The organism is Roseibium sp. (assembly GCF_051016195.1).
In the GTDB taxonomy this organism is placed as follows: domain Bacteria; phylum Pseudomonadota; class Alphaproteobacteria; order Rhizobiales; family Stappiaceae; genus Roseibium.
This window is the reverse complement of the sequence record NZ_CP134616.1, coordinates 3,316,143-3,339,138: the sequence shown is the minus strand read 5'-3', so window position 1 is coordinate 3,339,138 and position 22,996 is coordinate 3,316,143. Positions and strand designations below refer to the sequence as shown.

Genomic DNA, 22,996 nt, shown 5'->3' with positions numbered 1-22,996 from the left:
ACACTTGCGAATTCGACGAAATCGATGCCTTATCTGCACGAGACGTGCCAAACAGAAGAAACGGCTGATTTCGGTGATTTTCGATGCTAGGCTGCCTGGGACTGGCAGCTAAAGTGCACAAAAACTGATCAAAAAAAATACATCATGATGAAAAATTGTATACGATCTAAATTGCGATTGGGCACATCTGGATATATAAACGGATACGAAACCAGAGACGTGATGACGACAGCATGGCCCGATCGATAACAGCGCCGGACGGATTTGGCGCCACCGCCACGCACGAGACCTTTCAGCTGCCTCCCGGACGTACGCTCGACATCTGCCTGAACCTGCATAACGCGATCCTGGAACACCGTCTCGCGCCAGGCATGAAGCTGTCGGAAGATGAGGTCGGCGAGATCTATGGTGCCAGCCGCACCGTTGTGCGGGCCGCTCTTCAGGCGCTCGCCCATTCCGGCCTTGTTACGATTGCCAGGAACCGCGGAGCCTTCGTTTCACGCCCCGGCATCCGGGAGGCACAGGAGGTTTTTGAGGCGCGGGCTCTGATCGAACCGCGAATTGCGCGCCTGGCGGCAGATGCAATGAAAGCATCTCATCTCAAGAAACTCAAAAAACACCTGGACGCCGAACATGCCGCCCTCGCCTCAGGTGACAAGGGCAAGGCGCTCGCCCTCTCCGGCGCCTTTCACATTGCAATTGCGGATATCGCCGATCAGCAGGTGCTGTCCCAGATGGTCCGGTCTCTGATTTCCCGCTCTTCGCTGATCATTGCGCTCTACTGGCGCCGGGCCGACACGACCTGTGAAAGCCACGCACATCATGCCCTGATGAAGGCCTTTTCCGAAAAGGACGGACCGGCGGCTGAAGAGATTCAGAAAAGCCACATCGTCGACCTGCATTCGGGGCTGGACCTGCGCGAAAAGCAGGAGCCGAAGTCGTCTCTGGCGGACGCGTTGAAGTCGGACTGAGGAGACCAGCCGGTTTCCACTCAGCTTAGCTGCTGCATCGGATCGGCATCGACGGGCAAGAGTTTCTGAAAAGTCCGCTCAACGCAGGTCTGATCCCGAGTTCACATTCGTAACTTGACCCTACGGAATTATGGCGTCTGAATAGAGCTTCGAAACAAGCTGGCACCGCTCGAATTCGAGCAAAACCGGAGAGTATTTGGGGGGAGCGACATGGATTTTGATCTCGGGACCTATTCAAGAAAGATCACGACACAGTCTGCGGAGGCCCAGCGCCAGTTCGACAAGGGTCTGATCTGGCTTTACGGCTATAACCACGAAGCGGCAGCGGTCTGTTTCGAAAAAGCGCTCGCCAGCGACCCGGACTGTGGCATGGCCTACTGGGGATTGGCCTATGCCATCGGGCCGAACTACAACAAGCCCTGGGAGTTCTTCGAACCCGACGAACGCGTTTCGATGTTGGAAAAGGCGCACGAGACCGTTGCCGCGGGACTGGCGCTGAGAGACAGGCTGCGCCCGGTTGAAACGGCGCTGATCGAAGCGATCGGCAAACGCTTTCCGGAGGACCCGGCGGTCGAGGACTACCTCCCCTGGCACGATGCCTTTTCAGATGCGATGCGGATCGTCCATGCGGAGCACGGTGATGATCTCGACGTCGTCACGGTCTTTGCCGAAGCCCTGATGAACCGGTCGCCCTGGCAACTCTGGGACCTCAAGGAAGGAAAGCCCGCTGCAGGTGCCTCCACGCTGGAAGCCCAGGCCGCGCTGGAAAAGGTCTTTGAAAACCGCGGTGACGCCTGGGACCATCCGGGCCTCCTGCACATGTACATCCATCTCATGGAAATGTCGCCGACCCCGGAAAAGGCGCTGAAACACGGCGACCGTCTTGTGGACCTCGTTCCGGACAGCGGGCATCTCTGCCACATGGCAACGCACATCGACGTTCTGTGCGGTGACTACCAGAATGTCGTCTGGCGCAACCACCGGGCCGCCGAAGTCGACCGGAAATACGAAGAGGTTGCCGGGCCACAGAACTTCTACACGCTCTACCGGATCCACAATGTGCACTTCGAGGCGTACGGCGCCATGTTCCTCGGGCAGCCGGAAAAGGCCCTGGCGGCATCGGAGGAACTGATGCGCATGCTGCCCGACGAGGTCGTCCGTTTCTTTCCCGATCTGTTTGAATCCTTCTACGGCAAGAAGATTCACGTCATGGTCCGGTTCGGTCAGTGGCAGGAAATTCTCGACGAACCGCTCCCGGCAGATGCGGAGCTCTACAGCTATACGACAGCGGCGATCCTGCAGGCACGCGTGGTTGCGCTCGCGAACCTGGGCCGTCTTGAAGACGCGGCGGCGGAACGTGAGCGAGCCCTTGCGGCCCGCCGCGCCGTGCAGGAAAGCCGCATGGTTTTCAACAACACCGCAGACGATGTCCTTGCTATCGGCGAGGCGATGATGGACGGCGAACTTGCGTTCAAGTCGGGCAACAGCGAGGCGGGTCTTGATCATCTGCGCCGGTCCGTCGAGCTCGATGACAATCTCATGTATGACGAGCCCTGGGGCTGGATGCAGCCAACCCGTCACGCCCTTGGGGCGCTTTTGCTGGAGGACGGTCGTTTCGAGGAAGCCGAAGGCGTCTACCGTGCCGATCTCGGCCTCGACAACACGCTCGCCAGGGCCTGCCAGCATCCCCAGAACATCTGGAGCCTGCATGGTCTGCATGAGTGCCTGGTAAGACGCGGCGAGCTGACGGAGGCCAGGCACGTGGAACTGCTGCTGGACAAGGCCGCGGCACGCGCGACGGTCCCCGTTCATGCGTCCTGCTATTGCCGGAGCCGTGCCAGGGCTGCCTGACACCGGCGCGTCGGGTGCGGGAATTTCGCCAACCGAAGCGCGCGGATTGCTTGATGCGGACGTGCGTCTAAGGGGACGGATTAGCCGCAACTCGTCTTGATATGGAATGAAATTTGAAAGGAAAACGGTCCGGTTCCAAACCTTCGTTTGGAAACCGGACCGCGTGCCCGGTCCGCCCCCGGAAAATTGTCGCCTGTTCTGCCACGCTCGAGCGTTCGTGGAATGCAATCCTCGGACGCTTCGCCGCATGCCTTGATCCCGGTCAAGGACAGGCCTGATCCTGCAAACTAAAGCAAGAGGGAAACCAACGGCAAGTGCACTGGGTCTTGCAAATCAAAGATCGGGCAACTTAACCGGGATGCTGTTAAGCCAACTTTGGATTACGTGGATAACCCTGGGGGTAACATCCGTTGAGCCGGCTGGGAGTGAGACAAGGAATGCGTGACATGACCATTGCCAACGACACAAAGTGGATTGATAAAGAAAAGACAGGTTTGTCGGAGGCAGCCATGGATATCAACCTCACGCTCTCAGCAGATACGATCCGCATGTTCGTACAGAAGGCACGCGCCGCCGCGTCTTCGATGCGCGACACCTTCGAGGACGGACACGACGGCGAAGTGGAATTCGATGCGGACACGCTTGAAGAAGGCCACAACCACGACGGTCTCGCGGAAGAGGAAAGCACGGACCTGTCCGACACGGAGCTGCGCGAACTGATCGAGGACCTCAACGTCGACGAGGCCGCCGGACTTGTCGCCATCGCCTGGGTGGGACGCGGTGATTTCGACGCCGAGGATTTTGAACAGGCCCTCGAGGAGGCCAAGGAGCGCGCGGTCGGATCGACGGCGAAGTACCTGCTCGGAATGCCGTTGCTGGCCGATTATCTCGAAGCGGGGCTCGACGCGCTGGACCTGTGAACTGTCTTCCGCGCCAGCCACAGCACGGCAATTGGCATGGCGGACGCGAAGATGGTCTCGCGGCTCAATTTCATCTGCCGGATGGCCGATGGTTGCTTTACGCCCCTGAACCGGACGCTACCGCCGCACCCCGGAAGGTCGCCTTTTGGTTGAAGGTGCCTTCACAGTTTTTCAGAAACGACCCTTCTCCCTTGATTTCAATACCTTGAAGGCATCAAGAGGCAGAACTGCTCAGGCATAGTCTCCACACCCTCGTGTTTTTCTTGGGAAAACACGCCCCCAGAGTCATTTCGGGGCTTTTCGCAAAGGCCGAATTGCCTCACTCTCGCCCAAGTTCATGGTGGGACATGGGAGTTGAGGGCAATGCTGCAAGACCCGGCGAACCGCGATGTATTTACAGTGCATCGCCCGTCTCCGTGGCCGTATGTCGGCGCAATGATCGCCGCGACAGCTTTGATAACAACCCTGGTTGTTGCGTTCAGCAGCGCATAATCCCGAAAGCTTGAGAATTGACACCCGATCCTGTAGCGATCGGGGAATGCTGACGCTCCTTTTTCGGAAAGCCTTTTGATGGCGACCAAACGCTTGGCCGTGCTCGATGTTGCCCGCGGCCTCGCGGTCGTCGCCATGGTGATCTACCACTTCTCGTGGGATCTCTACTGGTTCGCCTTTGTTGACTGGCCCGTCGCGGAAGGGACGGGCTGGAAAACCTTTGCCGGCATGATCGCGGGAAGTTTTCTTTTTCTGGCTGGTGTCAGCCTCGACCTCGCGCATCACGAAACGATCCGCTGGTCATCCTTCTGGCGCAGGTTCTTTCTGATTGCCGCGGCGGCCGCAGGCGTAACGCTGGTCACCTATTTCACTTTCGGCAGCAGTTTCGTCCGGTTCGGCATCCTGCACTGCATTGCCGCCGCCAGCCTTGTTGCGCTGCCATTCATCGGGCGACCGTTCTGGTTTGCCGTCGTCGGCGCTGTCTTCCTTGTTACGCTGCCAATTTGGGCGGGGTCCCCCTTCTTTGACGGACAGGCATGGCTCTGGACCGGATTGGGTACGCCGCTATTCGGCAGCGTGGACTATGTGCCGCTGGCACCCTGGGCGGGCGTCACTCTGGCTGGACTGGCCCTTTCAGGAGCGCTTCGGCAGTGGAACGCGTGGGATCGATTGGGCGGGCCGTCCTGCTCCGGAAAAGCCGGCCGCAGTGCGCGGTTCCTGGGACGACATTCCCTGTCGATCTACCTGATCCACCAGCCCGTGCTTTACGGTCTCGTCTGGCTCGTTGCTTCCTTCGGACCGGAACTTGACCGCGCAGGCGATGCCTTCATCAGCAATTGCGCAAATGCGTGCCAGGATACGCTCGGCACATCCGATGTTTGCACCGACGCCTGCACATGTACCCTCGAACACCTGAAAGCGGACGGTACCTGGAACCTGCTTGTCGTTGATCCAGCCGACCAGTCGCTGCGAACCCGCATGAACGATCAGTATCTTCTTTGCCTTGCCGACCCGGAACTGCGCCCGCCGGTCAGCCGGTGATCGCTCGGGCGGTGGCAACTGCCCTGTCCAGCCGTGCACGCGCGAAGACATGAAAATCCGTCTTGTCGCTTCCCTGACGCAGTTGCTCCAGTCCCCAAAGTGCGGAAACCACGTCGCACTTTATCTTCATGATCTGCAACTCGCGCGGCGTCGGGCGCAGCCGATCACCCGCTCTTTGCCGGTAAGCCTCCAGGAGTTCTCGTTCCTGCGCACGCGAAAATCCGTGTTCCAGGCTCGCATAGGCAATGTCCCAGGCAGGTTCGGCCATTGCGGAATACTCCCAGTCGATAAGCCACAACCGGTCGGACGTCATGAGGCAGTTTCCGGGCGACGGATCGCCATGACTTGGAACCCGGCGGCATCCACGTTCAGCAGGCTCGAAAGGCTGCAGGTCCACAAGAAGGGACTTCAATCGAGCAACATCCCCCACCGTGGTTCCCCCTGTTCCCAGCGCCTCCAGTTGGGCCTCGATCACGTGATCGGGATCGAGCTCTCCCCGAAATGCACACTTTGAGGCATGAAGCTTCCCCAGCACATCTCCGAGACGCGCGGCCAGGACATCCGGCGTGGCGCTGACCGTATCCACCGCCCGGGTCATCAGAACCCCCTCTCCCGGCTCACAAAAGAGCGGCCCGAGGGCAATGCCGAGATCGGCGGCATGTCCGATGTTCTCAGCCTCGTCGTAACGGTCCACCATTCCGGCGGTTTCGACGCGTGGAAGGCGAAGGAAAAACGCTCCCCGATCCGTCTCCAAACGGTAGACCCGATTGCTCAATCCCGCCTGGGACGTCGTGCGCAGAACGGTACCGCAAGTCTCCCGGAGCCCCGGATGGGCCGCAAGGGCGTCCTGAACGTCTGGTGCTGGAGGGTCTGATTGTGGCAAAAGCGGATGAATGTCGTTAGCTCATATCGAAAGTCAGACGCCATGACGGACGTCCCCTCACCGCATATCATCATCACCTATTGCCGCCAATGCAATTGGTTGCTGCGCAGTGCCTGGATGGCACAGGATATCCTGACGACATTTTCCGAAGAGACCGGTGCCGTCACGCTTGTTCCGGGCACCGGGGGCATCTTTCAGATTACGTGTGATGGACACTCCGTGTGGGACAGGGCGCGGGACGGTGGCTTCCCGGAGGCCAAGCTTCTCAAGAAGCGGCTGCGTGACCTCGTGTGGCCTGACAGGGACCTCGGACACGCCGACCGGGAAAAACCCTGATCCGGGCATTTGCCGGCCGGTCAAGCGGTAGAGACGGCAGTCTGGCCCAGCGTCAGCGCGGCCTGTCCTCGGCCTCGAACACTTCTCTTGCCGCGTTGAGCCCGTTGATGGCCGCGGGCAGTCCGCCATAAACGGCCATTTGCCAGATCGCCTCGATGATTTCCCGCCGCTCGGCCCCGGCAGCGAGCGTATGTTCGATATTGACCTTCAGCTGCGGTCCCGTCTGGCCACCCAGCACGGTCAGCGCGGCGATGGTGCACAGCTGCCGCGTCTTCAGATCCAGCCCCGGGCGTGCATAGTGCCGGCCATAGGCCCACTCGATCAGGCTTTCGGCAAAGCCGGGCACAATATCGTCGTATCTTTCGTTGAGGACGGTTTCCAGTTCGGGATTAAGTTTTCGGGTCAGTGCGCGACCCTGCTCCAGCGCGGTTGTCATCAGTCCGGCCTTTCAAGCCTGGCCGCGCGCCGTGTTCGGTCCGGGCGCAGCTTTCAAAGGCGGGGTCGACAGGCTCGCCGGCTTCCATCCTTTTGTAGAGATCGATTTTTTCGTCCAGCACAGTCAGCATGTCGGCGAGCGCGGCAATGTCGTCCGACACTTTTTGCCGGTGCTCTTCCAGCATGATCCTGCGTGCCGTAAGGGACGCGGCCCCCTTGGCGCGCAGCGCGGCATATTGCTGCCGCTTGCGAATCCCCATGCCCGTTGATTTGAGCCTTGCGAGAAAGTCGACCCATCTAAGGATCGTCTCGTCATAGATACGCCGTCCACCGGCATCGCGGAGTGGTTTCGGCAAAAGGCCAATCTTCTCGTAGTAGCGCAGGGTGTCGGTGGAAAGTCCCGACTTTTCAGCAAGATCACCAATCTGCATGACTGTCTCCGAACAGAACGATCTGATCCACTTACAGGCTGGAGCGCACTCCAGGTCAAGACCCGATATCCGTTTACGGCGATACGGGTCTGCGGGGGAGATCTCCAGCAAGTTTGCTTGTCATTCCGGCTGAAGCGCAGCGGAAGGCCGGAAACCAATACCTCCTGTGTCTCCGTTTTCCTGCAGCCTCCAGCCACACAGGACCCTGGTCTTGCGGCTTACATTCAACCCGGGAGGAAAAGTGCGCGAACATCCAGGTCCGGACCGGGCGGTGGGCAAACGTGTTCCGTTTTCACGAAGAAATGAAATCAACAGGACATTCCGGCCCGGACTGTAATGGTCAAGAGCCGGATGTCGGAAATCGGCAACAAACAACCGCGTTTTTGATTGAACGCCCAATCAAGAAAAAGCTACGCTCCCCGCAGCTCCAGATCCGGCCAAGGGGAAATGCCATGACCTCCCGCAAGAACATCCTGATCCTGATGGTTGATCAGTTGAACGGCACCCTGTTTCCAGACGGTCCGGCCGGGTTTCTGCATGCGCCCAACCTGAAGAAACTCGCCGAACGCACGGTGCGGTTCCAGAACACCTATACGGCGTCCCCCCTCTGTGCCCCGGGCCGGGCGAGTTTCATGTCCGGCCAGTTGCCCCGCCGCACGGGCGTCTACGACAACGCGGCCGAATTTGCCTCCGACATCCCGACCTATGCCCATCACCTGCGCCGGGCCGGCTATACGACATGCCTTTCCGGAAAGATGCATTTCGTCGGACCGGACCAGATGCACGGGTTCGAGGAACGCCTGACCACCGACATTTATCCCGCCGATTTCGGCTGGACACCGGACTACCGCAAACCGGGCGAACGCATAGACTGGTGGTATCACAACATGGGGTCTGTGACCGGTGCCGGTGTCGCCGAGATTTCCAACCAGATGGAATATGACGACGATGTCGCCTTCCAGGCCATCCGCAAGATCTATGACTATGGCCGCGGCAAATACGATCGGCCCTTCTGCCTGACCGTGAGCTTCACCCATCCGCACGATCCCTATGTTGCCCGCAAGAAGTACTGGGACCTCTATGAGGACTGCGACTACCTGTCCCCTCAGGTTCCCGCCAGGGCCTACGAAGACCACGACCCGCATTCCAGGCGCATCTTCGATGCCAATGACTGGCGCAGCTTCGACATCGGCGAAGACGATATCCGCAGGTCGAGGCGCGCCTATTTCGCCAACATTTCCTATCTCGATGACAAGATCGGCGAAATTCTTCACGCGCTTGAGGCCATGCATCTGACGGACGACACCACCATCCTGTTCGTTTCCGACCATGGCGACATGCTCGGTGAGCGCGGGCTCTGGTTCAAGATGACCTTTTTCGAAGGCTCCTCCCGCGTACCCCTGATGGTCGCCGACAGGGACCTCGGCGCACGCCGCATCACCGCACCGGTGAGCACGCTGGACGTGCTGCCGACCCTGTGCGATCTCGCCGGCATCGACATGAGCGAGATCATGCCCTGGACGGATGGCGAAAGCCTCGTACCGCTCGCAACGGGCGCGGACCGGACATCGCCTGTCCTCATGGAATATGCAGCAGAAGCCTCCTATGCGCCGCTGGTCGGCATGCGCGAAGGTGACTGGAAATACATTCACTGCGAACTCGATCCGCCGCAACTCTTCAACCTTGCCGACGACCCCTACGAACTGACCAATCTTGCGGAAGATCCGGCCTTTGAAGACGCAAGCTCGCGCTTCGCCGATGCCGTTCGCGCCCGCTGGGACATGTCCGCCTTCGATGCGGACGTGCGCCAGTCGCAGGCCCGGCGCTGGATCGTCTACGAGGCCCTGCGCAACGGCGCCTATTTCCCCTGGGACTACCAGCCCCTGCAAAAGGCCTCAGAACGCTACATGCGCAACCACATGGATCTCAACGACGTCGAGGAAGGGCAGAGGTATCCGCGAGGGGAATAGCCCGCGGGCACCTAGTCCGTAAAAGCCTTGAGCCCTTCGGGCAATGCCGCGCCGGTTGTTGCAGCTTCCTGTTTGGCAAGGTCAAACAGTATTGTGCGGCTTTCCGCGTAATCGGGCGACTTCTTGCCCGAGACGAGCGCCAGGCGCTCCAGGCCGAAACCGCCGCCGACGGTGCCCGCCGATCCGGACGCGGCATCTGCGAGACTGATCTCACCGATTTCCAGGAACCCGGAGAGCGGATAAGCAAGCGTTCCCTGAGATGCGTCCGCGATCGGATAGTGAAGGCTGACGGAGTTGAACCCGTCCGTGTCCGGATGTCCGTCCGGAGAGAAAAACCCCGACCCGTCGCCTGCAGCCCGGGCTTCCTGAAGGTCCCGTTTCACGAACTGTCCCTTCTGCAACAGGGGATCGCTCGCGAAGTGCGGTTCGAACACCTCGGTCGAGACGAAAACGAATTTCTCCGGATCGAGCTTTTCCACCTCGACGGCAAATCGCATCAACCGATTGATCGCTTCGCCTGGCCCGGAGCTCAGCGGGAGGTTGAGAACACCAATGTGAAAGAGCGCGAGAACGCCGGGGTCAGCGGCCTTGCCGGCATCCTCGACGCGGCAGGCCGGCTGGACGCAGACCGAAACCCCGTCGGGATAGGACACCCGCGTATCATCATATCTGAGGCTGCCGTTGAACCCAACGCCGGTGATCAAGGGAAGTGGCTCCAGCACGGAAGCGCCGCCGGATCCAAAATGATCGAGAAACGGCGATGCTCCAGGTGTTGCTCCCTGCGCCAATGAAGATGCGCCGGGCAGGAACAGTCCCATCCCGCCGGCGGCGAGGCTCACAAAATGTCTGCGGTCGAGCTCCATGCACGGTATCTCCAGAATGCGGCGCGGTTGCAACCAAGCGTATGCGACGTTGCGGCATGATGCAAAGCTTGGGCGGATTGGAGAAAATTGGCCTTTTCCTGCTCACTGAACGTTAACCCAGTCTCTCAAAACCCCCGCCCGTTCTTCCGCTTGAAAACCTGATTTTCACCCGTCCCGTGCAACGCTTTGTCCCGACAGACACGGTTTCGGCATTGTGGGGGCATGCGCGACATGGAACGGGACAAGACGGCAAACGGCACCACGACTGCGGCGACAGGAGAGGCGGTCCAGAGCGTCACCTTGCGCCACTTCGCCTATGCGTCGATTGCCTTGCTGCTGGCAGGCGGTGTCTTCGCCATGGTTTATCTCTTCATCAGCACCACTCACCGTGCGGACCAACTGGCCCTGCGCCACGAACGCGCCTTGGTGACCGAGGCGCTGGAACACAGTCTCGAGCTCGAAGCACGGCACCAGACCTTCATTGCCGTCAACGACAAGACGGCGCGCGAAGTGCAGATCGACGACCGCATCGACGATGCGTTCGCCCATGAAATCGCCCGCCAGATGTGGCTCGACTTTCACCATGACTGGACACTGATCGTTGATGGCCGCAACAAGGCGATCCTGGTTGCCGCCGAGGACGAGATTGTCCCGCCCATCGCCGGCCAGGAGGTTTTGGACGCGACGCGGGACCTTATCGCCAAGGCGCGCATCGGCTATCAGACCGTCCGCCGTCCTTCAGCCAACGGCTTCAAGGTGAAATATGTCGAGAAGGGAGAACTCGCGCCGATCTACGCCACCGATGTGCGCGATGTGGACGGAAAACCGGCCCTTGTGAGCGCCATGGCCATCGTGCCGGAGACGGCAAACCTGTCTCTGCCCGACGGCCCTCCGGGGGTGATCGTGTCGGTCGCCCTCATCGAGGAAGCCTTTCTAAGCGAAATCGGTGAAACGCTGCTGCTCGAGGACTTCACCTATGTTGCCGGCAGCGACCATCATGCGGCCAGCGTGCCGGTCGCCGTGCACGGTCACAGGCCGATCGGCTATTTCGAGTGGACGAGTGCAGCACCCGGCAGCAAGATCCGAAACACGATCGGCCCGATCGCGGTTCTTCTGGTGTTGATGTTCGTTGCCATCGGCATCGTCTTTGCGCGCAAGCTGGCACAGAAGTCCAAGGCGTTGGAAGACAGCGAAACCCTCAACCGGCGCATGGCGACCCACGACCTTATGACCGGCCTTGCCAACCGGCCTCGTTTCCATAGCGAATTCGACCGCGCGATGGAGGCCTGCCATGAAACGCCCTGCGCTGTGATGGCCATCGATCTGGACCGGTTCAAGGCGGTCAACGACACCTATGGCCACGAAGCCGGTGACATGGTCATCCGCCAGGTCGCCCATCGGCTGCGCAAGGTTCTATCCGGCCACGCGCTGGTGGCCAGAACCGGCGGCGACGAATTCATGGCCCTCCTGCGCGGCCCGGTCGACGACAACCGGATGCGCTGGCTCTCCGACACACTGATAGAGGCAATCGCCCAACCCATACCCGTGTCAGGCGGTCTTGCGCAAATCGGCGTCAGCATCGGCTGGGCATCGGCCCCCAAACATGCCGACACCGCTTCCCACCTGCTGGCCCTCGCCGACCAGGCGCTTTATTTCGCCAAGGAAAACGGACGCAACATGGCGGTGTGCATCGAGGATCTTTACAAGAAGCAGACGCCGGTGGCGGCAGGTATGCACAGTGGCGAGCGTCGGGCGGTGAGGGGGTAATACCTATAAGTGCATCCTTCAAATCAGAATATTGTGTTTGACTGACAATTCTATCCGAATAGGTTGAACTCACAGTCCATTCAACCGAATATGCTTGATGTCAAACGCTATCTTTTACTACAAGCCCGACAGTCCATATGACGATGTTAAAGGTGTAAGACACCATTTTCCAAAGAGATACCTTCGGACTGTTGAACAAGCCATCGGCGACTGGATCGTTTACTATGGCCCTGTTGCTGGTTTGCCTAGTCGTTACTATTCCTCGATTGCCAGGCCAACTAGAGTCGCTCCTGACACAGAGAAAGCGGATCATTTTTATGCATTTCTTGATCTGTGTTTAGATTTTGAGACCCCACTTGATTATGCGGCAAACGGTGGTTACGAGACCGGCCTGTTTAAGGCAGACGGGAGGCCCAACGGTGGACGCGTTATCAACGCTATTCGGCCTCTGAGCCAAGCTGATTTTCACGCAATCGTTAGCGCCGGATTTGCGGAGCAGGAAGAATGGCCAGCCCGTATCGACGAAATCGGAAACGCCACCCAACTCGAAGGATTTGAGGAGGATCGGCAAGTTCCTCTGGCGGGCGCGCTAGGTGGTCGTCCAATCAAACAGCTGATCGTAAACAAGCCATTTCGGGATGCTAAGTTTCGCCAGAACATTCGTAAGCTTTATGACCGAACTTGTGCCTTCACAGGTCTGCGTCTTATCAATGGTAAGGGTCGTCCGGAGGTTGAGGCTGCTCACATAATTCCTGTTGAAGACGGCGGTAACGACTCAGTCCAAAATGGCATAGCGTTGTCCGGCACGGTTCACTGGATGTTCGATCGTGGTTTGCTAAGCCTCTCTGATAACTTTGATATTCTAGCGTCGCGTCAATTGAATTATGACGTCTCGCACTTGTTGCACAGAGACATGAAAGCAAAGGTGCCTGTGAACCCGGCACATAGGCCCCATCCTCATTATCTTGCTTGGCATCGGTCGAACAAATTCAAACGGTGAATGCTATTGGAATACACGTGATGCTGACCACGTGGTTTCCACGTTTATGGACTTGTGTGCAATAAACGAGCACGTGTCGCCAGCCAAACGTCCTCGAGTCCCAGAACAACTTGACGATTCGCGTTTTTCCTTGATTGTAAATCAAAGGAACGGACGGGATTGCAGCCGCAACATCGCGCCAGCAGCAAATGTCCACACATTATCTACGGTACCGCGCAGTCTGCACTTCGAGGCGCACCGCTAGATTTCAGCCTGAAAAAGCGTCTCATACCGCAGCATTATGCAATGACGCCATCACCAGTCGAAGTGACCGTTTCCTGAAGGATGTTGCAGCGGCAAAATAAACTTGAGCCTCATCGGGTATCTTTTGTCCAGCCTCCCGGTTCTGCAGGACAGGCACGGCCGGTATTCAAGGAAACGGACAGAAACAATCTCCTTCACAACCAAGACGATTGAAGAACCAATATAAAATTGCACTGCCTCATCTCTCAACCTCGTTGACAAACCCGAATAGTTAACAAATCATTTCCGTTCAAGCCATGCGCAAGCCGGGGTGGGGCATGCAGATTTTTCTTGCATTATTCAAGACTTCAGACTGTTCAAAAATATCGAGAGGTTTTTCCGGCTGGGTTGCGATTGGTCTAATGCTTGTCACCGCAGCATGCGCGAGCTTCCCGCAACAAGAACTTACAAGTTATCGGGAAGCCTATCTGGAAGCTAAAAGAGCCGGCGACGTCCTCTACGATGAACTGTCGGCCGCGGTCATTAGGGCCGGCATGGCGCCGCCAGGATCGAATTGCGTACGCAAGAACACCGCACCTGTTTGTTTTGACCCGAATGTTGCCCGCGAAGACGGGAAAGTTGCAGATATACCCTCAATCAAGGCGCGCCGTGATGCACTTGCTACCGTTGCAAACTACAATATCGCCATAGTGGATCTTCTTGAGGGCAAACAAGGTGACGCACTTTCGGCGCGCATTGGCGAGCTTCGCGACGTTGCCGGTGATTTGCTGATCCTTGGACAGGTTACGACTGGTCCACTGCCAGCCATTGTCGGAGGTCAAAGCGTGGCGCTCCTCAGCAACCTCGTGAAGCAACTGGAAAACATTGCATCTGTTCAGCAAGCTAAGGCATCGCTGATCGAAAATGAGGAGATCGTTCTGGAAATGATCCAGGCCCTGACCGATGACACCGTAGTTATGTACAAGCTGTACAAGGCTGCCCAAGGCAAGTACGCGGTCGAGGTCGAATTGGCTGGCGGAACGGGCAACAAGGCCGCCCGGGCGGAGTTCGCCAAGATCGGTGCGTTTCATGATCAACTGACCGCGTATGTCAAACTGCTGGACCAGACAGAAGCCAGTTTCCGGCAACTGGTTTTTTCACTGAAGAACGGTACGGCCACTACGGCAGATGTGAGAGCCAACATCCGCACCGCCATCGAAATCCGAAAAGCGGCGGATGCTTTCTGGTCTGAGGTCAGAAAGGCCAACCAACTCTAGCGATTGCATTAAATCTGGAAATTGTCGAGGAGCGTACCATGACAGATCTATCCAACGACATTGACAATCTATTTTCCGAACTGGTCTCGCAGCTCTCCGATCCCGCTTTAACAGGCTCCGAACGCCAGGGTGTCCTTGAGGCCGCCGCAGCCATCAAGGATGAGGCTTTCAAAAATGCGCTTCGTAATTTCCGGCTCGGTACTGCGAAATTCAATAAAATCACCAGCAAGCTGACAAAGGCAACAGCAGCGATATCATCATCCAGCCTTCGAAAGAAGATTGAGAAAATACTGTCCAAAATGGGAGATCTGCAGGCCGATTTCACCGAACCCGCAAAGGACCCATCTCCGCCGCCTGTGGTTATCAACCAAAACAACGGTGAAACCGCCGAAAATGCAGCCAAAAAGGACGAAGAAGACGTTAAGCCAACTCCAGAGAAGCCCTCGGACACCTCCACATCGGGCAGTATAGACGGCCCGATCATCACCAACCCGGAACCTGCCAATTCGACCAAGTTTTCAGATCTGGAGAACGAATACAAAAGTTTCTTTGTCGGCGCACGATATCGCAGCCAGTCCGCAAAGGACGAGGTCCACGGTCTGTGCCGTTCGGCTGCCGATGACAAGCACAGATACGAAACTGTCAGCAGCGCACTGGGTGTCCCTTGGTGGTTTATTGCTGCAATCCACCTTTTGGAGTCTGGACGGAATTTCAAGCGGCATATGCACAATGGCGATAAGTTGACCGCGCGCACCGTCCATGTTCCGAAAGGACGGCCTGTTGCGGGCAGTCCGCCGTTCACCTGGGAAGAAAGTGCGACGGATGCAATGAAGTTAAAAAACTTCCACAAACGGACAGATTGGTCCCTCGCGCGGGCTCTGTACCGGTTGGAAGCCTATAACGGGTTCGGTTATCGCAGCAAAGGCATCCCGACGCCATACCTCTGGTCACTCACCAGCCTCTATACGAAAGGCAAATACGCCAGTGACGGTGTTTTTGACCCGAACCTTGTGTCTAAACAATGCGGCGCTGCAGCCTTCATGCGCGGTCTGGTGGAGATCGGAGCGATTGAGGCCGAGGACCTCACCGGCATTGATGCAGGCGATGCCGAAACGGAGGAATCTGGTTCCTCCGAGATAAATCCGATTGAGGACGAGCCGTCACCGCCGCCGCCGGTCGGACATGCTTTCAAGCTGTTTTTCGAAGCCAATCTTCCGAACGTGACCAATTTCCGCTGGGATGAGTTTCTGGTCAAAGGCGCTTCGCACAGCAACCCGGCCAAGAAGGGATTTGGCCTGAACACCGATCCACCAGCCGAGCTCTGGCCGAATGTCGTTACACTGGCAAAAACACTCCAGGCGTTCCGGGACGAAATCGGTGCGCCGGTGAAGCTGACCAACGTTTACCGAAGCCCTGCCTATAACAAAACGCTGAAGGGTGCGGCGAAAAACAGCCAGCATGTTCAGTTCAAGGCCGCCGACATAATCTGCAGTACAGGCACACCGAGAGATTGGCAGAAGATATTGATCAAGCTCCGGTCCGATGGTGTCTTCGGCGGCGGCATCGGGCTCTACAAGACGTTTGTCCATGTCGATGTTCGCGGCACGCCGGCCAACTGGAAGGGCAAGGGAGTCTGAAAGCTCCTGACACCCTTGTGTCAGGAGACTGACAGGAAGTTCGGAAAACCTGCTTGAAGCCGGGTCCACCCCCCTTTCCTCGCGCGCGGAACGGGACCATATTGCTGCCATGCAGAAGCGTTCCTCCAAATCCCGTTCCGAAGACACCGCCGCGCCCGAAGGGTTCGGCGAAACTCCGCAGAAGCCGCTCTCCGGCGCACCGCTCTCCGGTTCCATCAGCGACTGGGCCGCCGAAATCGCGGAGGAGGCAGACAAGCCGGCACCGAAATCCAGATCGAAGATCAAGGACCCCGCAGCGCCAAAGGATCTCGCGCCCGGCGCGCCCGGCACCATCAGCCGCACCGCGCGCACCTCGTCGCGCGAGCGTGAGCGCGCCGGCGGAGATGGCGCGGTCGCCAGAGATGTTCAGGAAGGCCGCAAGGCGAAGCTGTCTCCCAAGGGCGCGAAGGCCAGGGGCAAGATCGAAAGGCCGACCAAGTCCGCGCACGGCACCTCGATAGGGAAAGCCGACCGCAGCGCCATGGACCTTGCCTCCGGCAAGTCCGCAAAAGAAAATGAAGCGCGCAGGTCCACAACCGGAAAAGCGCCGAAACCGACGAAATCGGCTCGAGGCACCTCCATAGGAAAAGCCGAAAGTGCGCGTGAAAGGGCCGCGGGCGGCCTGAACCCTGTGGCCGGTCTCGACATATCGCTAGAAGAGGCCGAACAGCTCGAGGAAAAGCTCAAGCAGCACAAGAAGGACAACAAGAAGAAATCGGCGGCGGATGGCCGATACGGTGATCTAGGCGGCAACCAGGGCGCAACCGCGACCGTGGAGGCCCTTTCGGCTCTGATCGAATCCGGCAACCCCTTGCACAAGAACGGCGAATTATGGGTGCCGCACCGTCCGGAACGGCCTGCCAAGTCCGAGGGCGGCGTCGAGATCGTTCTGAAATCGGAATATCAACCCCAGGGCGACCAGCCGACCGCGATTGCCGAACTGGTCGAGGGCATGGAAACCGGCGAGCAGACCCAGGTGCTGCTTGGCGTCACCGGATCGGGCAAGACCTACACCATGGCGCAGGTGATTTCCCGCACCCAGCGCCCCGCCCTCGTTCTTGCGCCCAACAAGACCCTGGCCGCCCAGCTCTACGGCGAGTTCAAGAGCTTCTTTCCGGACAACGCGGTCGAGTATTTCGTCTCCTACTACGACTACTACCAGCCGGAAGCCTATGTCCCGCGCACGGACACCTATATCGAGAAGGAAAGCTCGATCAACGAGCAGATCGACCGGATGCGCCACTCGGCCACCCGCGCCCTTCTGGAACGCGATGACGTCATCATCGTCGCCTCGGTCTCCTGCATCTACGGTATCGGATCGGTCGAGACCTACACGGCGATGACCTTCGCCATCGAGGTCGGCGAACGCATCGACCAGCGCCAGCTCATTGCTGATCTGGTCGCCCTGCAATACAAGCGCAACGACGCCGCCTTCCAGCGCGGCGCGTTCCGGGTACGCGGCGACACGATCGAGCTGTTCCCGGCCCACTACGAGGACCGGGCCTGGCGCATTTCCCTCTTCGGTGACGAGATCGAGTCGATCACGGAGTTCGACCCGCTCACCGGCAGGAAGTCAGGCGAGCTGAAAAGCGTCAAGATCTATGCCAACTCGCACTATGTCACGCCGAAGCCGACGCTGAACCAGGCGATCAAGTCGATCAAGGAAGAGCTCAAGCACCGGCTGGAGGAACTTAATACCCATGGCCGCCTGCTGGAGGCGCAGCGACTTGAGCAGCGCACCATGTTCGACCTGGAAATGCTCGAGGCGACCGGCTCCTGCGCGGGCATCGAGAACTATTCGCGCTACCTGACCGGCCGCAAGCCGGGCGAGCCGCCCCCCACGCTGTTCGAATACCTGCCCGACAACGCCATCGTCTTCACTGATGAAAGCCACGTCACCATTCCGCAGATCGGCGCCATGTACCGGGGCGATTTCCGCCGCAAGGCAACCCTGGCCGAATACGGCTTCCGCCTGCCGTCCTGCATGGACAACCGCCCACTCCGCTTCGAGGAATGGAACGCCATGCGGCCACAGTCGGTCGCCGTTTCCGCCACCCCCGGCTCCTGGGAAATGGAACAGTCCGGCGGGGTCTTCGCCGAGCAGGTGATCCGCCCGACGGGCCTTGTCGATCCGACAATCGACATCCGCCCGGCCTCCACCCAGGTGGACGATCTCCTCGGCGAGGTACGCGAGGTCGCCCAGAAGGGCTACCGCACGCTGGTCACGACGCTCACCAAGCGCATGGCCGAGGACCTGACCGAATATCTCCACGAGAACGGCGTGCGCGTGCGCTACATGCATTCCGACATCGACACTCTGGAGCGGATCGAGATCATCCGCGACCTGCGCCTCGGCGCCTTCGACGTGCTGGTCGGCATCAACCTCCTGCGCGAGGGGCTCGACATTCCCGAGTGTGCGCTGGTCGCCATTCTGGACGCGGACAAGGAAGGCTTCCTCAGGTCCGAGACCTCGCTGATCCAGACCATCGGCCGCGCGGCCCGCAATGTCGACGGCAAGGTGATCCTTTATGCCGACAACATGACCGGTTCCATGGAGCGGGCGATCGCGGAAACCAACCGCCGCCGGGAGAAGCAAGTCGGCTACAACGAAGAGCACGGCATCACCCCGGAAAGCGTCAAGCGTAACATCGCCGACATTCTCGACAGCGTCTACGAGCAGGACCACGTCACAGTGGATGCAGGCTTTGCCGAGGAAGGCTCACTGGTCGGCCACAACCTCGCCGCCCATATCGAGGACCTGGAGAAGCAGATGCGCGACGCCGCCGCCGATCTCGACTTCGAGACCGCCGCGCGCCTGCGCGACGAGATCAAGCGCCTCCAGGAAACCGAACTGGCGGTGGCCGACGACGCCATGGCCCGCCAGTCCGACGTCGACGACCGCACCGGCGGTTTCAGGGGCGACCGCAAATTCGGCGCTGGCGGCACCAAGGAAGGCGCCAGCGGCAAGAAAAAGGAAACCGCAAGGGACCGTGCGCGAGCCGCCAAACAGAAATCCGCCCTCCCCGCCCCCAGCGCCAGGGTCCGCAAGAACACGCTGGACGAAATGACCGTCGGCCGCACGGAAGTGCCCCTCGGCTCCGATGATCCGGTCAAACCGGTCAGACGCGGCAAGATCGGGGTCGGGTCGTATGAGGACCCGGTGGAGGAGAAAAAGCGGCGCGGCCGGCCGAAGAAGAGTGGGCGTCCGGGGCGGTAGTCCATTCGTTCGCTCTGGAAACAAGTGGATCCCCGATCAAGTCGGGGATGACTGCTGAGGTGAGCTGACAGAATGCGTCAACGCCCCCCAAACCGTCGCGTAGCAAAGCTGCGCGCTGACCCGGAACCCAGATGTCAGCGCTGGCGCAGCGAACACCGAATTCAACAATTAGTTGGACTTGAACCATGAGGCTCAGGTCCAGAAAGAGGTCATCCCCGGCTTGATCGGGGATCCAATCCACGCAACAACAGGCTATGGCGTTTTACGTCTACATCCTCGCCAGCCGCCAGCACGGAACGCTTTACACAGGTGTCACCAATGACCCGGCGCGACGGGTCCACGAACACAGGGAGAAAGCCGGTAGTGCCTTCACCCGGAAATATGGTGTGAGCCGGCTGGTTTACTACGAAACCTGCGACACCCCGGACACCGCCATCGCCCGCGAAAAACGTCTGAAGCGATGGCCTCGCGCCTGGAAGATACAGGCAATAGAAAAACACAACCCCAATTGGCGCGATCTCTATGAAGATCTGAACCGGTAGTCTGTTATGTGCGGTTGGCTGTAATGGATCCCCGATCAAGTCGGGGATGACGGCTGAAGTGAGCTGATAGAACGCGTCACCGACACGCTAAAGTCATTCCGGACAAGCGCAGCAAAGCTGCGCGCCGATCCGGAACCCAGTTGTCGGCGCGAGCGCAGCGAGTTCCGGACGCAGTGACAAGCTGTCAATTCGCAAAAGACGCGCCTTTGGCGCGAAAGAAGTCTGGTTTCCGGATCGGCGCTCGGCTGCGCCTCACTGGTCCGGAATGACATCCGTGGGCGCGCACCGTCGCTGCGCTTGTCCGGATTGACGATCGTTTTCTCCAACGCCGTCCCGGACCTGATCCGGGACCGCCTGCAGTCAGGGCAAACGGACATCGGCTCAGGGCCGGCGCGGCGCGGAGTGTGAGGCAGCCCTCATCCGGGCGCAAACACGTCCACTCTGCCCGCAAGCCCCTTCAGTTCCTGACCGCCGAACTGCTCCAGCTTTTCGCCGGCGTATCCTGCCACCGCCTCGTCCATCAGCACCGCCCTGCCAAGCACCTTGCCGTGGGCCTCCAGCCTTGCAGCCCGATTGACGGTGTCACCATAGACCGTGAAGGCCTGGCGACTGGAGGAGCCGATGCTGCCGGATGCGACCATCCCGGCGGCAAGGCCGATGCGGATGGAAAAGCCGGAGGCCTCGGCCTCTCCGAGAAGACCCCGGCTTGCCGTGACCGCCGCACCTTCCGGCGCATCGCTGTCGATCGGCGTGCCGAAGGAGGCCATCAGGCCGTCGCCGGTGAACTGGATCACAACACCATCGTGACGGGAGATCACCTCCGCGCAGCCCGCCAGAAACCCGTTCAGGTGGTCGATCACGTCGCCCGGTGCGCGGCCGGCGGAATAGGCGGTGAAGCCGGTAATGTCCATCACCAGGATCGCGGCATGCCGTTCCTGAGGCGTCAGCGCGTCCGGGTCGTCGATCAGCCGGCGGGCGACCGCCTCCGGCACGTAGCGCCCGAGCGTCGCCGCGACCTGTTCCCGCTCCGCCTGCGCGGTCACCTGTGCGCGGAACACACGCCGGGCCCGGACAACGGCAAGCGCAAGGATGCCGGTCGCGATGAACAGGAACCCGGTTTCCTCCACCCGGTTGCCGTTTCCGATGAAGTCCGGTGACAGGAACACCCCGACATAGGCATCGTACCCGGCTCCAGGTGTGAGATCGCCCCAGGAGAGCGTGCGTTCCATGCCGGAAACAACAATCAGGAAGGCCGCCCACCAGCCGGCGATGACGGCAGCGCCCGTCCACAGAACCAGGCGCGGCGACAAGGACAGGGTCGCCATCGCGACCAGCGGAAACAGGTAGTAGATGCCGTAGGCCCGGAAGGCGAGGATCTGGGGCACGTCGCCGCTCCGGCTGATCGGGAAAAACGCGAAGGTCATGCAGATCCCGATCGCGTCAAAGAGATAGATCGCGTATTTCATCCACCAGCGGTCGAAGCGCGTGCCGATGACGCTTGCATGAAAGACGCCGATCGCCGTGAACGCGCCGAGCCCGACGAAGATCCAGGGATTGGGATAAAAGCCGGTAAAAGCCCAGGTTCCGCCAACCCACAGAAACGCAGCGCCAACGGCAATCGTGCGGCAGATGATCGCCAGCCGCAGCCCCTGCCGCTCCGCCCGTTCCAGACGGTCTTCGCCTGGCACGGACGCTTCGGCAGGCTGCGCGGTGGCGGTCGAGGTCAAGAGCGGCACATCCTTTGACGGCAAATGGTTCGAAAGCAACATATAGGACGGGCATGCGCACGCGTCGTCCCCTGAAGCATGCTCAATCGGAGATCCCGGCCGGTTTAAGGAATTTCGACACCATTGTGTGGTAGCTGTCAGGACGCCTGAAACGACACGCTTCGGTCCTTGGGGGGATTTCGTGACAAGACTTTGCATCACTGCCATTGCCGTGCTCACCCTGACCGACCCGGCTGCAGCCGAACTGGCCCGCACACCATTCGGCGACTGGTCGATCCGCTGCAACGACAAGAATTACTGCATCGCAGAGACGAAAGGCGAAAGCTCCAACGACGAGGCCTTTCGGCTGAAAGTGGAACGCGGCGCGAAACCGGGAAGCGACGTATTTGTCACCCTGCGGCCCACGACGACACTGGATGTCGGCATGCGCGCCCGCATCGAGATCGAGAGCCTGGACGAAGACAATTACGGCTATTTCGGCACGGCGTCGAAGATATATACCGGCAACGAGATGACCTTCGGCGGCGATGCCGACCGGGATCTCATTGAAAAGCTGCGCCTTGGCGAGGACGCCCGCATCGAGATCGACTATGGCGGCTCAACCGGCACCCTCACCTATTGGGTCAAGCTGTCCGGCCTGACCCATGCGCTGCTGGCGATGGACACCGAACAGGGCCGGATCGGCCGGTTGGACGCGATTGTCGCCTGGGGCGGCCTGCCGGCAGACGGCTCGGTCGTCCTTGCACCGGCGCCGGCACAACCCGCCGCCACGCCGAAGCAAACGGAAACCGCTGCTGCCCCACCAAAGCCGGCGAACGATCTGCCGCCTCCGGTCATGCCCTCGCAGGATCTGTCGTCCGGCGCGCGGGGGCTTGTTTACACGGTCGATGAATTGCCGGAGTCGGTCCAGATGATGGGCTACCGCACGCTGAACTGCCAGTTGGCCGAAACGCTGCCGGCCTACGGCGCGCAGTTCTATGCCGAGGGTGACGTGGAGACCTGGGTCGTGCCCTGCTCCATGGCCGACGCCAACGTTCCTTATTTCATGGCGATCCACATTCCCTTCAATCCGTCCCTCGACGAATGGAAGGAGTTCGAAACGCCGCCGGACTTCAACCAGCCCAACCATGCGCTGGTCAACAATCTCTTTTTCGATCCGGACACGGGCCAGGTGACGGGCACGACCTACTATTCACCGAACTATGACTGCGGCACGTTCGAGCGGCATGAAATGATGGCGGAAAGCGGCGATTACGAGCTTGTAGACTACCTGGAAAAGTCGAATTGCGACGGCGTGACCGGCCCGGCGGAGGGCTGGCCGCTGAGTTGGACCATCGACGAGATGGGCAATTGACCGGACCGCAGGCCAGGAAAC

18 protein-coding genes are annotated in these 22,996 nt (G+C 59.6%); 13 read left to right on the top strand and 5 right to left on the bottom strand.

Going from position 1 to position 22,996, the window contains the following annotated elements; all coding sequences use genetic code 11:
• Positions 1-233 precede the first annotated feature (233 nt).
• The 4 genes from RDA78_RS15195 to RDA78_RS15180 all read left to right on the top strand — a co-directional run bounded on the left by RDA78_RS15195 (position 234) and on the right by RDA78_RS15180 (position 5,275).
• Positions 234-971 (top strand): GntR family transcriptional regulator, encoded by a 738-nt coding sequence (locus tag RDA78_RS15195; RefSeq protein WP_434050669.1) that lies wholly within the window; start codon positions 234-236, stop codon positions 969-971.
• Between the two features lie 210 nt (positions 972-1,181).
• The gene (locus RDA78_RS15190; RefSeq protein ID WP_434050668.1) at positions 1,182-2,822 is read left to right on the top strand and encodes a hypothetical protein; all 1,641 of its coding nucleotides are present in this window, start codon (positions 1,182-1,184) and stop codon (positions 2,820-2,822) included.
• Between the two features lie 509 nt (positions 2,823-3,331).
• Positions 3,332-3,742 (top strand): DUF3775 domain-containing protein, encoded by a 411-nt coding sequence (locus RDA78_RS15185; protein ID WP_434050667.1) that lies wholly within the window; start codon positions 3,332-3,334, stop codon positions 3,740-3,742.
• 570 nt (positions 3,743-4,312) lie between these two features.
• Complete coding sequence (locus RDA78_RS15180; protein ID WP_434050666.1) at positions 4,313-5,275, top strand: heparan-alpha-glucosaminide N-acetyltransferase; 963 nt, start codon at positions 4,313-4,315, stop codon at positions 5,273-5,275.
• On the opposite strand, the gene RDA78_RS15175 is transcribed toward RDA78_RS15180, so the two are convergent.
• A complete protein-coding gene (locus tag RDA78_RS15175; protein WP_434050665.1) occupies positions 5,265-6,050 on the bottom strand; it encodes a phosphotransferase in 786 nt (261 codons plus the stop codon). The genes RDA78_RS15180 and RDA78_RS15175 overlap by 11 nt on opposite strands.
• A 150-nt stretch (positions 6,051-6,200) precedes the next feature.
• Here RDA78_RS15175 and RDA78_RS15170 point away from each other — a divergent pair, with 150 nt between their 5' ends.
• A complete protein-coding gene (locus tag RDA78_RS15170) occupies positions 6,201-6,494 on the top strand; it encodes a SelT/SelW/SelH family protein (protein ID WP_434050664.1) in 294 nt (97 codons plus the stop codon).
• 52 nt (positions 6,495-6,546) lie between these two features.
• Here the strand turns inward: RDA78_RS15170 and RDA78_RS15165 are convergent, their stop codons facing one another.
• Both RDA78_RS15165 and RDA78_RS15160 read right to left on the bottom strand, forming a co-directional pair.
• Positions 6,547-6,930 carry a carboxymuconolactone decarboxylase family protein gene (locus RDA78_RS15165; protein ID WP_434050663.1) on the bottom strand — a complete coding sequence of 128 codons (384 nt, stop codon included), beginning with the start codon at positions 6,928-6,930 and terminating at the stop codon, positions 6,547-6,549.
• Positions 6,884-7,360: a MerR family transcriptional regulator gene (locus RDA78_RS15160; RefSeq protein WP_434050662.1), complete on the bottom strand. Its 477-nt coding sequence runs from the start codon at positions 7,358-7,360 to the stop codon at positions 6,884-6,886. The genes RDA78_RS15165 and RDA78_RS15160 overlap by 47 nt, the downstream gene beginning before the upstream one ends.
• 452 nt (positions 7,361-7,812) lie before the next feature.
• Between RDA78_RS15160 and betC the strand changes: the two genes are divergently transcribed.
• A complete protein-coding gene (gene betC / locus RDA78_RS15155) occupies positions 7,813-9,330 on the top strand; it encodes a choline-sulfatase (RefSeq protein WP_434050661.1) in 1,518 nt (505 codons plus the stop codon).
• Positions 9,331-9,341: 11 nt separating this feature from the next.
• Here the strand turns inward: betC and RDA78_RS15150 are convergent, their stop codons facing one another.
• Entirely contained in the window at positions 9,342-10,193 is an 852-nt protein-coding gene (locus RDA78_RS15150) for a hypothetical protein (protein ID WP_434050660.1), read from the bottom strand.
• A 231-nt stretch (positions 10,194-10,424) separates the two neighbouring features.
• Between RDA78_RS15150 and RDA78_RS15145 the strand changes: the two genes are divergently transcribed.
• The 6 genes from RDA78_RS15145 (at position 10,425) to RDA78_RS15120 (ending at position 19,894) form a co-directional block, all read left to right on the top strand.
• Positions 10,425-11,960: a diguanylate cyclase domain-containing protein gene (locus tag RDA78_RS15145; RefSeq protein WP_434050659.1), complete on the top strand. Its 1,536-nt coding sequence runs from the start codon at positions 10,425-10,427 to the stop codon at positions 11,958-11,960.
• A gap of 97 nt (positions 11,961-12,057) precedes the next feature.
• Positions 12,058-12,960, top strand: coding sequence for an HNH endonuclease (locus RDA78_RS15140; RefSeq protein ID WP_434050658.1), 903 nt, complete (start codon positions 12,058-12,060; stop codon positions 12,958-12,960).
• Between the two features lie 560 nt (positions 12,961-13,520).
• Positions 13,521-14,459 carry a hypothetical protein gene (locus RDA78_RS15135; RefSeq protein ID WP_434050657.1) on the top strand — a complete coding sequence of 313 codons (939 nt, stop codon included), beginning with the start codon at positions 13,521-13,523 and terminating at the stop codon, positions 14,457-14,459.
• A 38-nt stretch (positions 14,460-14,497) separates the two neighbouring features.
• Positions 14,498-16,096 carry a D-Ala-D-Ala carboxypeptidase family metallohydrolase gene (locus RDA78_RS15130; protein ID WP_434050656.1) on the top strand — a complete coding sequence of 533 codons (1,599 nt, stop codon included), beginning with the start codon at positions 14,498-14,500 and terminating at the stop codon, positions 16,094-16,096.
• A 109-nt stretch (positions 16,097-16,205) separates the two neighbouring features.
• A complete protein-coding gene (uvrB, locus tag RDA78_RS15125; RefSeq protein ID WP_434050655.1) occupies positions 16,206-19,352 on the top strand; it encodes an excinuclease ABC subunit UvrB in 3,147 nt (1,048 codons plus the stop codon).
• A 254-nt stretch (positions 19,353-19,606) separates the two neighbouring features.
• The gene (locus RDA78_RS15120) at positions 19,607-19,894 is read left to right on the top strand and encodes a GIY-YIG nuclease family protein (protein ID WP_434050654.1); all 288 of its coding nucleotides are present in this window, start codon (positions 19,607-19,609) and stop codon (positions 19,892-19,894) included.
• Between the two features lie 416 nt (positions 19,895-20,310).
• Here RDA78_RS15120 and RDA78_RS15115 read toward each other — a convergent pair whose 3' ends face one another.
• Positions 20,311-21,621 carry an adenylate/guanylate cyclase domain-containing protein gene (locus RDA78_RS15115; protein ID WP_434050653.1) on the bottom strand — a complete coding sequence of 437 codons (1,311 nt, stop codon included), beginning with the start codon at positions 21,619-21,621 and terminating at the stop codon, positions 20,311-20,313.
• 181 nt (positions 21,622-21,802) lie between these two features.
• On the opposite strand from RDA78_RS15115, the gene RDA78_RS15110 reads away from it, so the two are divergent.
• Complete coding sequence (locus RDA78_RS15110) at positions 21,803-22,975, top strand: DUF1176 domain-containing protein (protein WP_434050652.1); 1,173 nt, start codon at positions 21,803-21,805, stop codon at positions 22,973-22,975.
• The last annotated feature ends 21 nt before the right edge of the window (positions 22,976-22,996 follow it).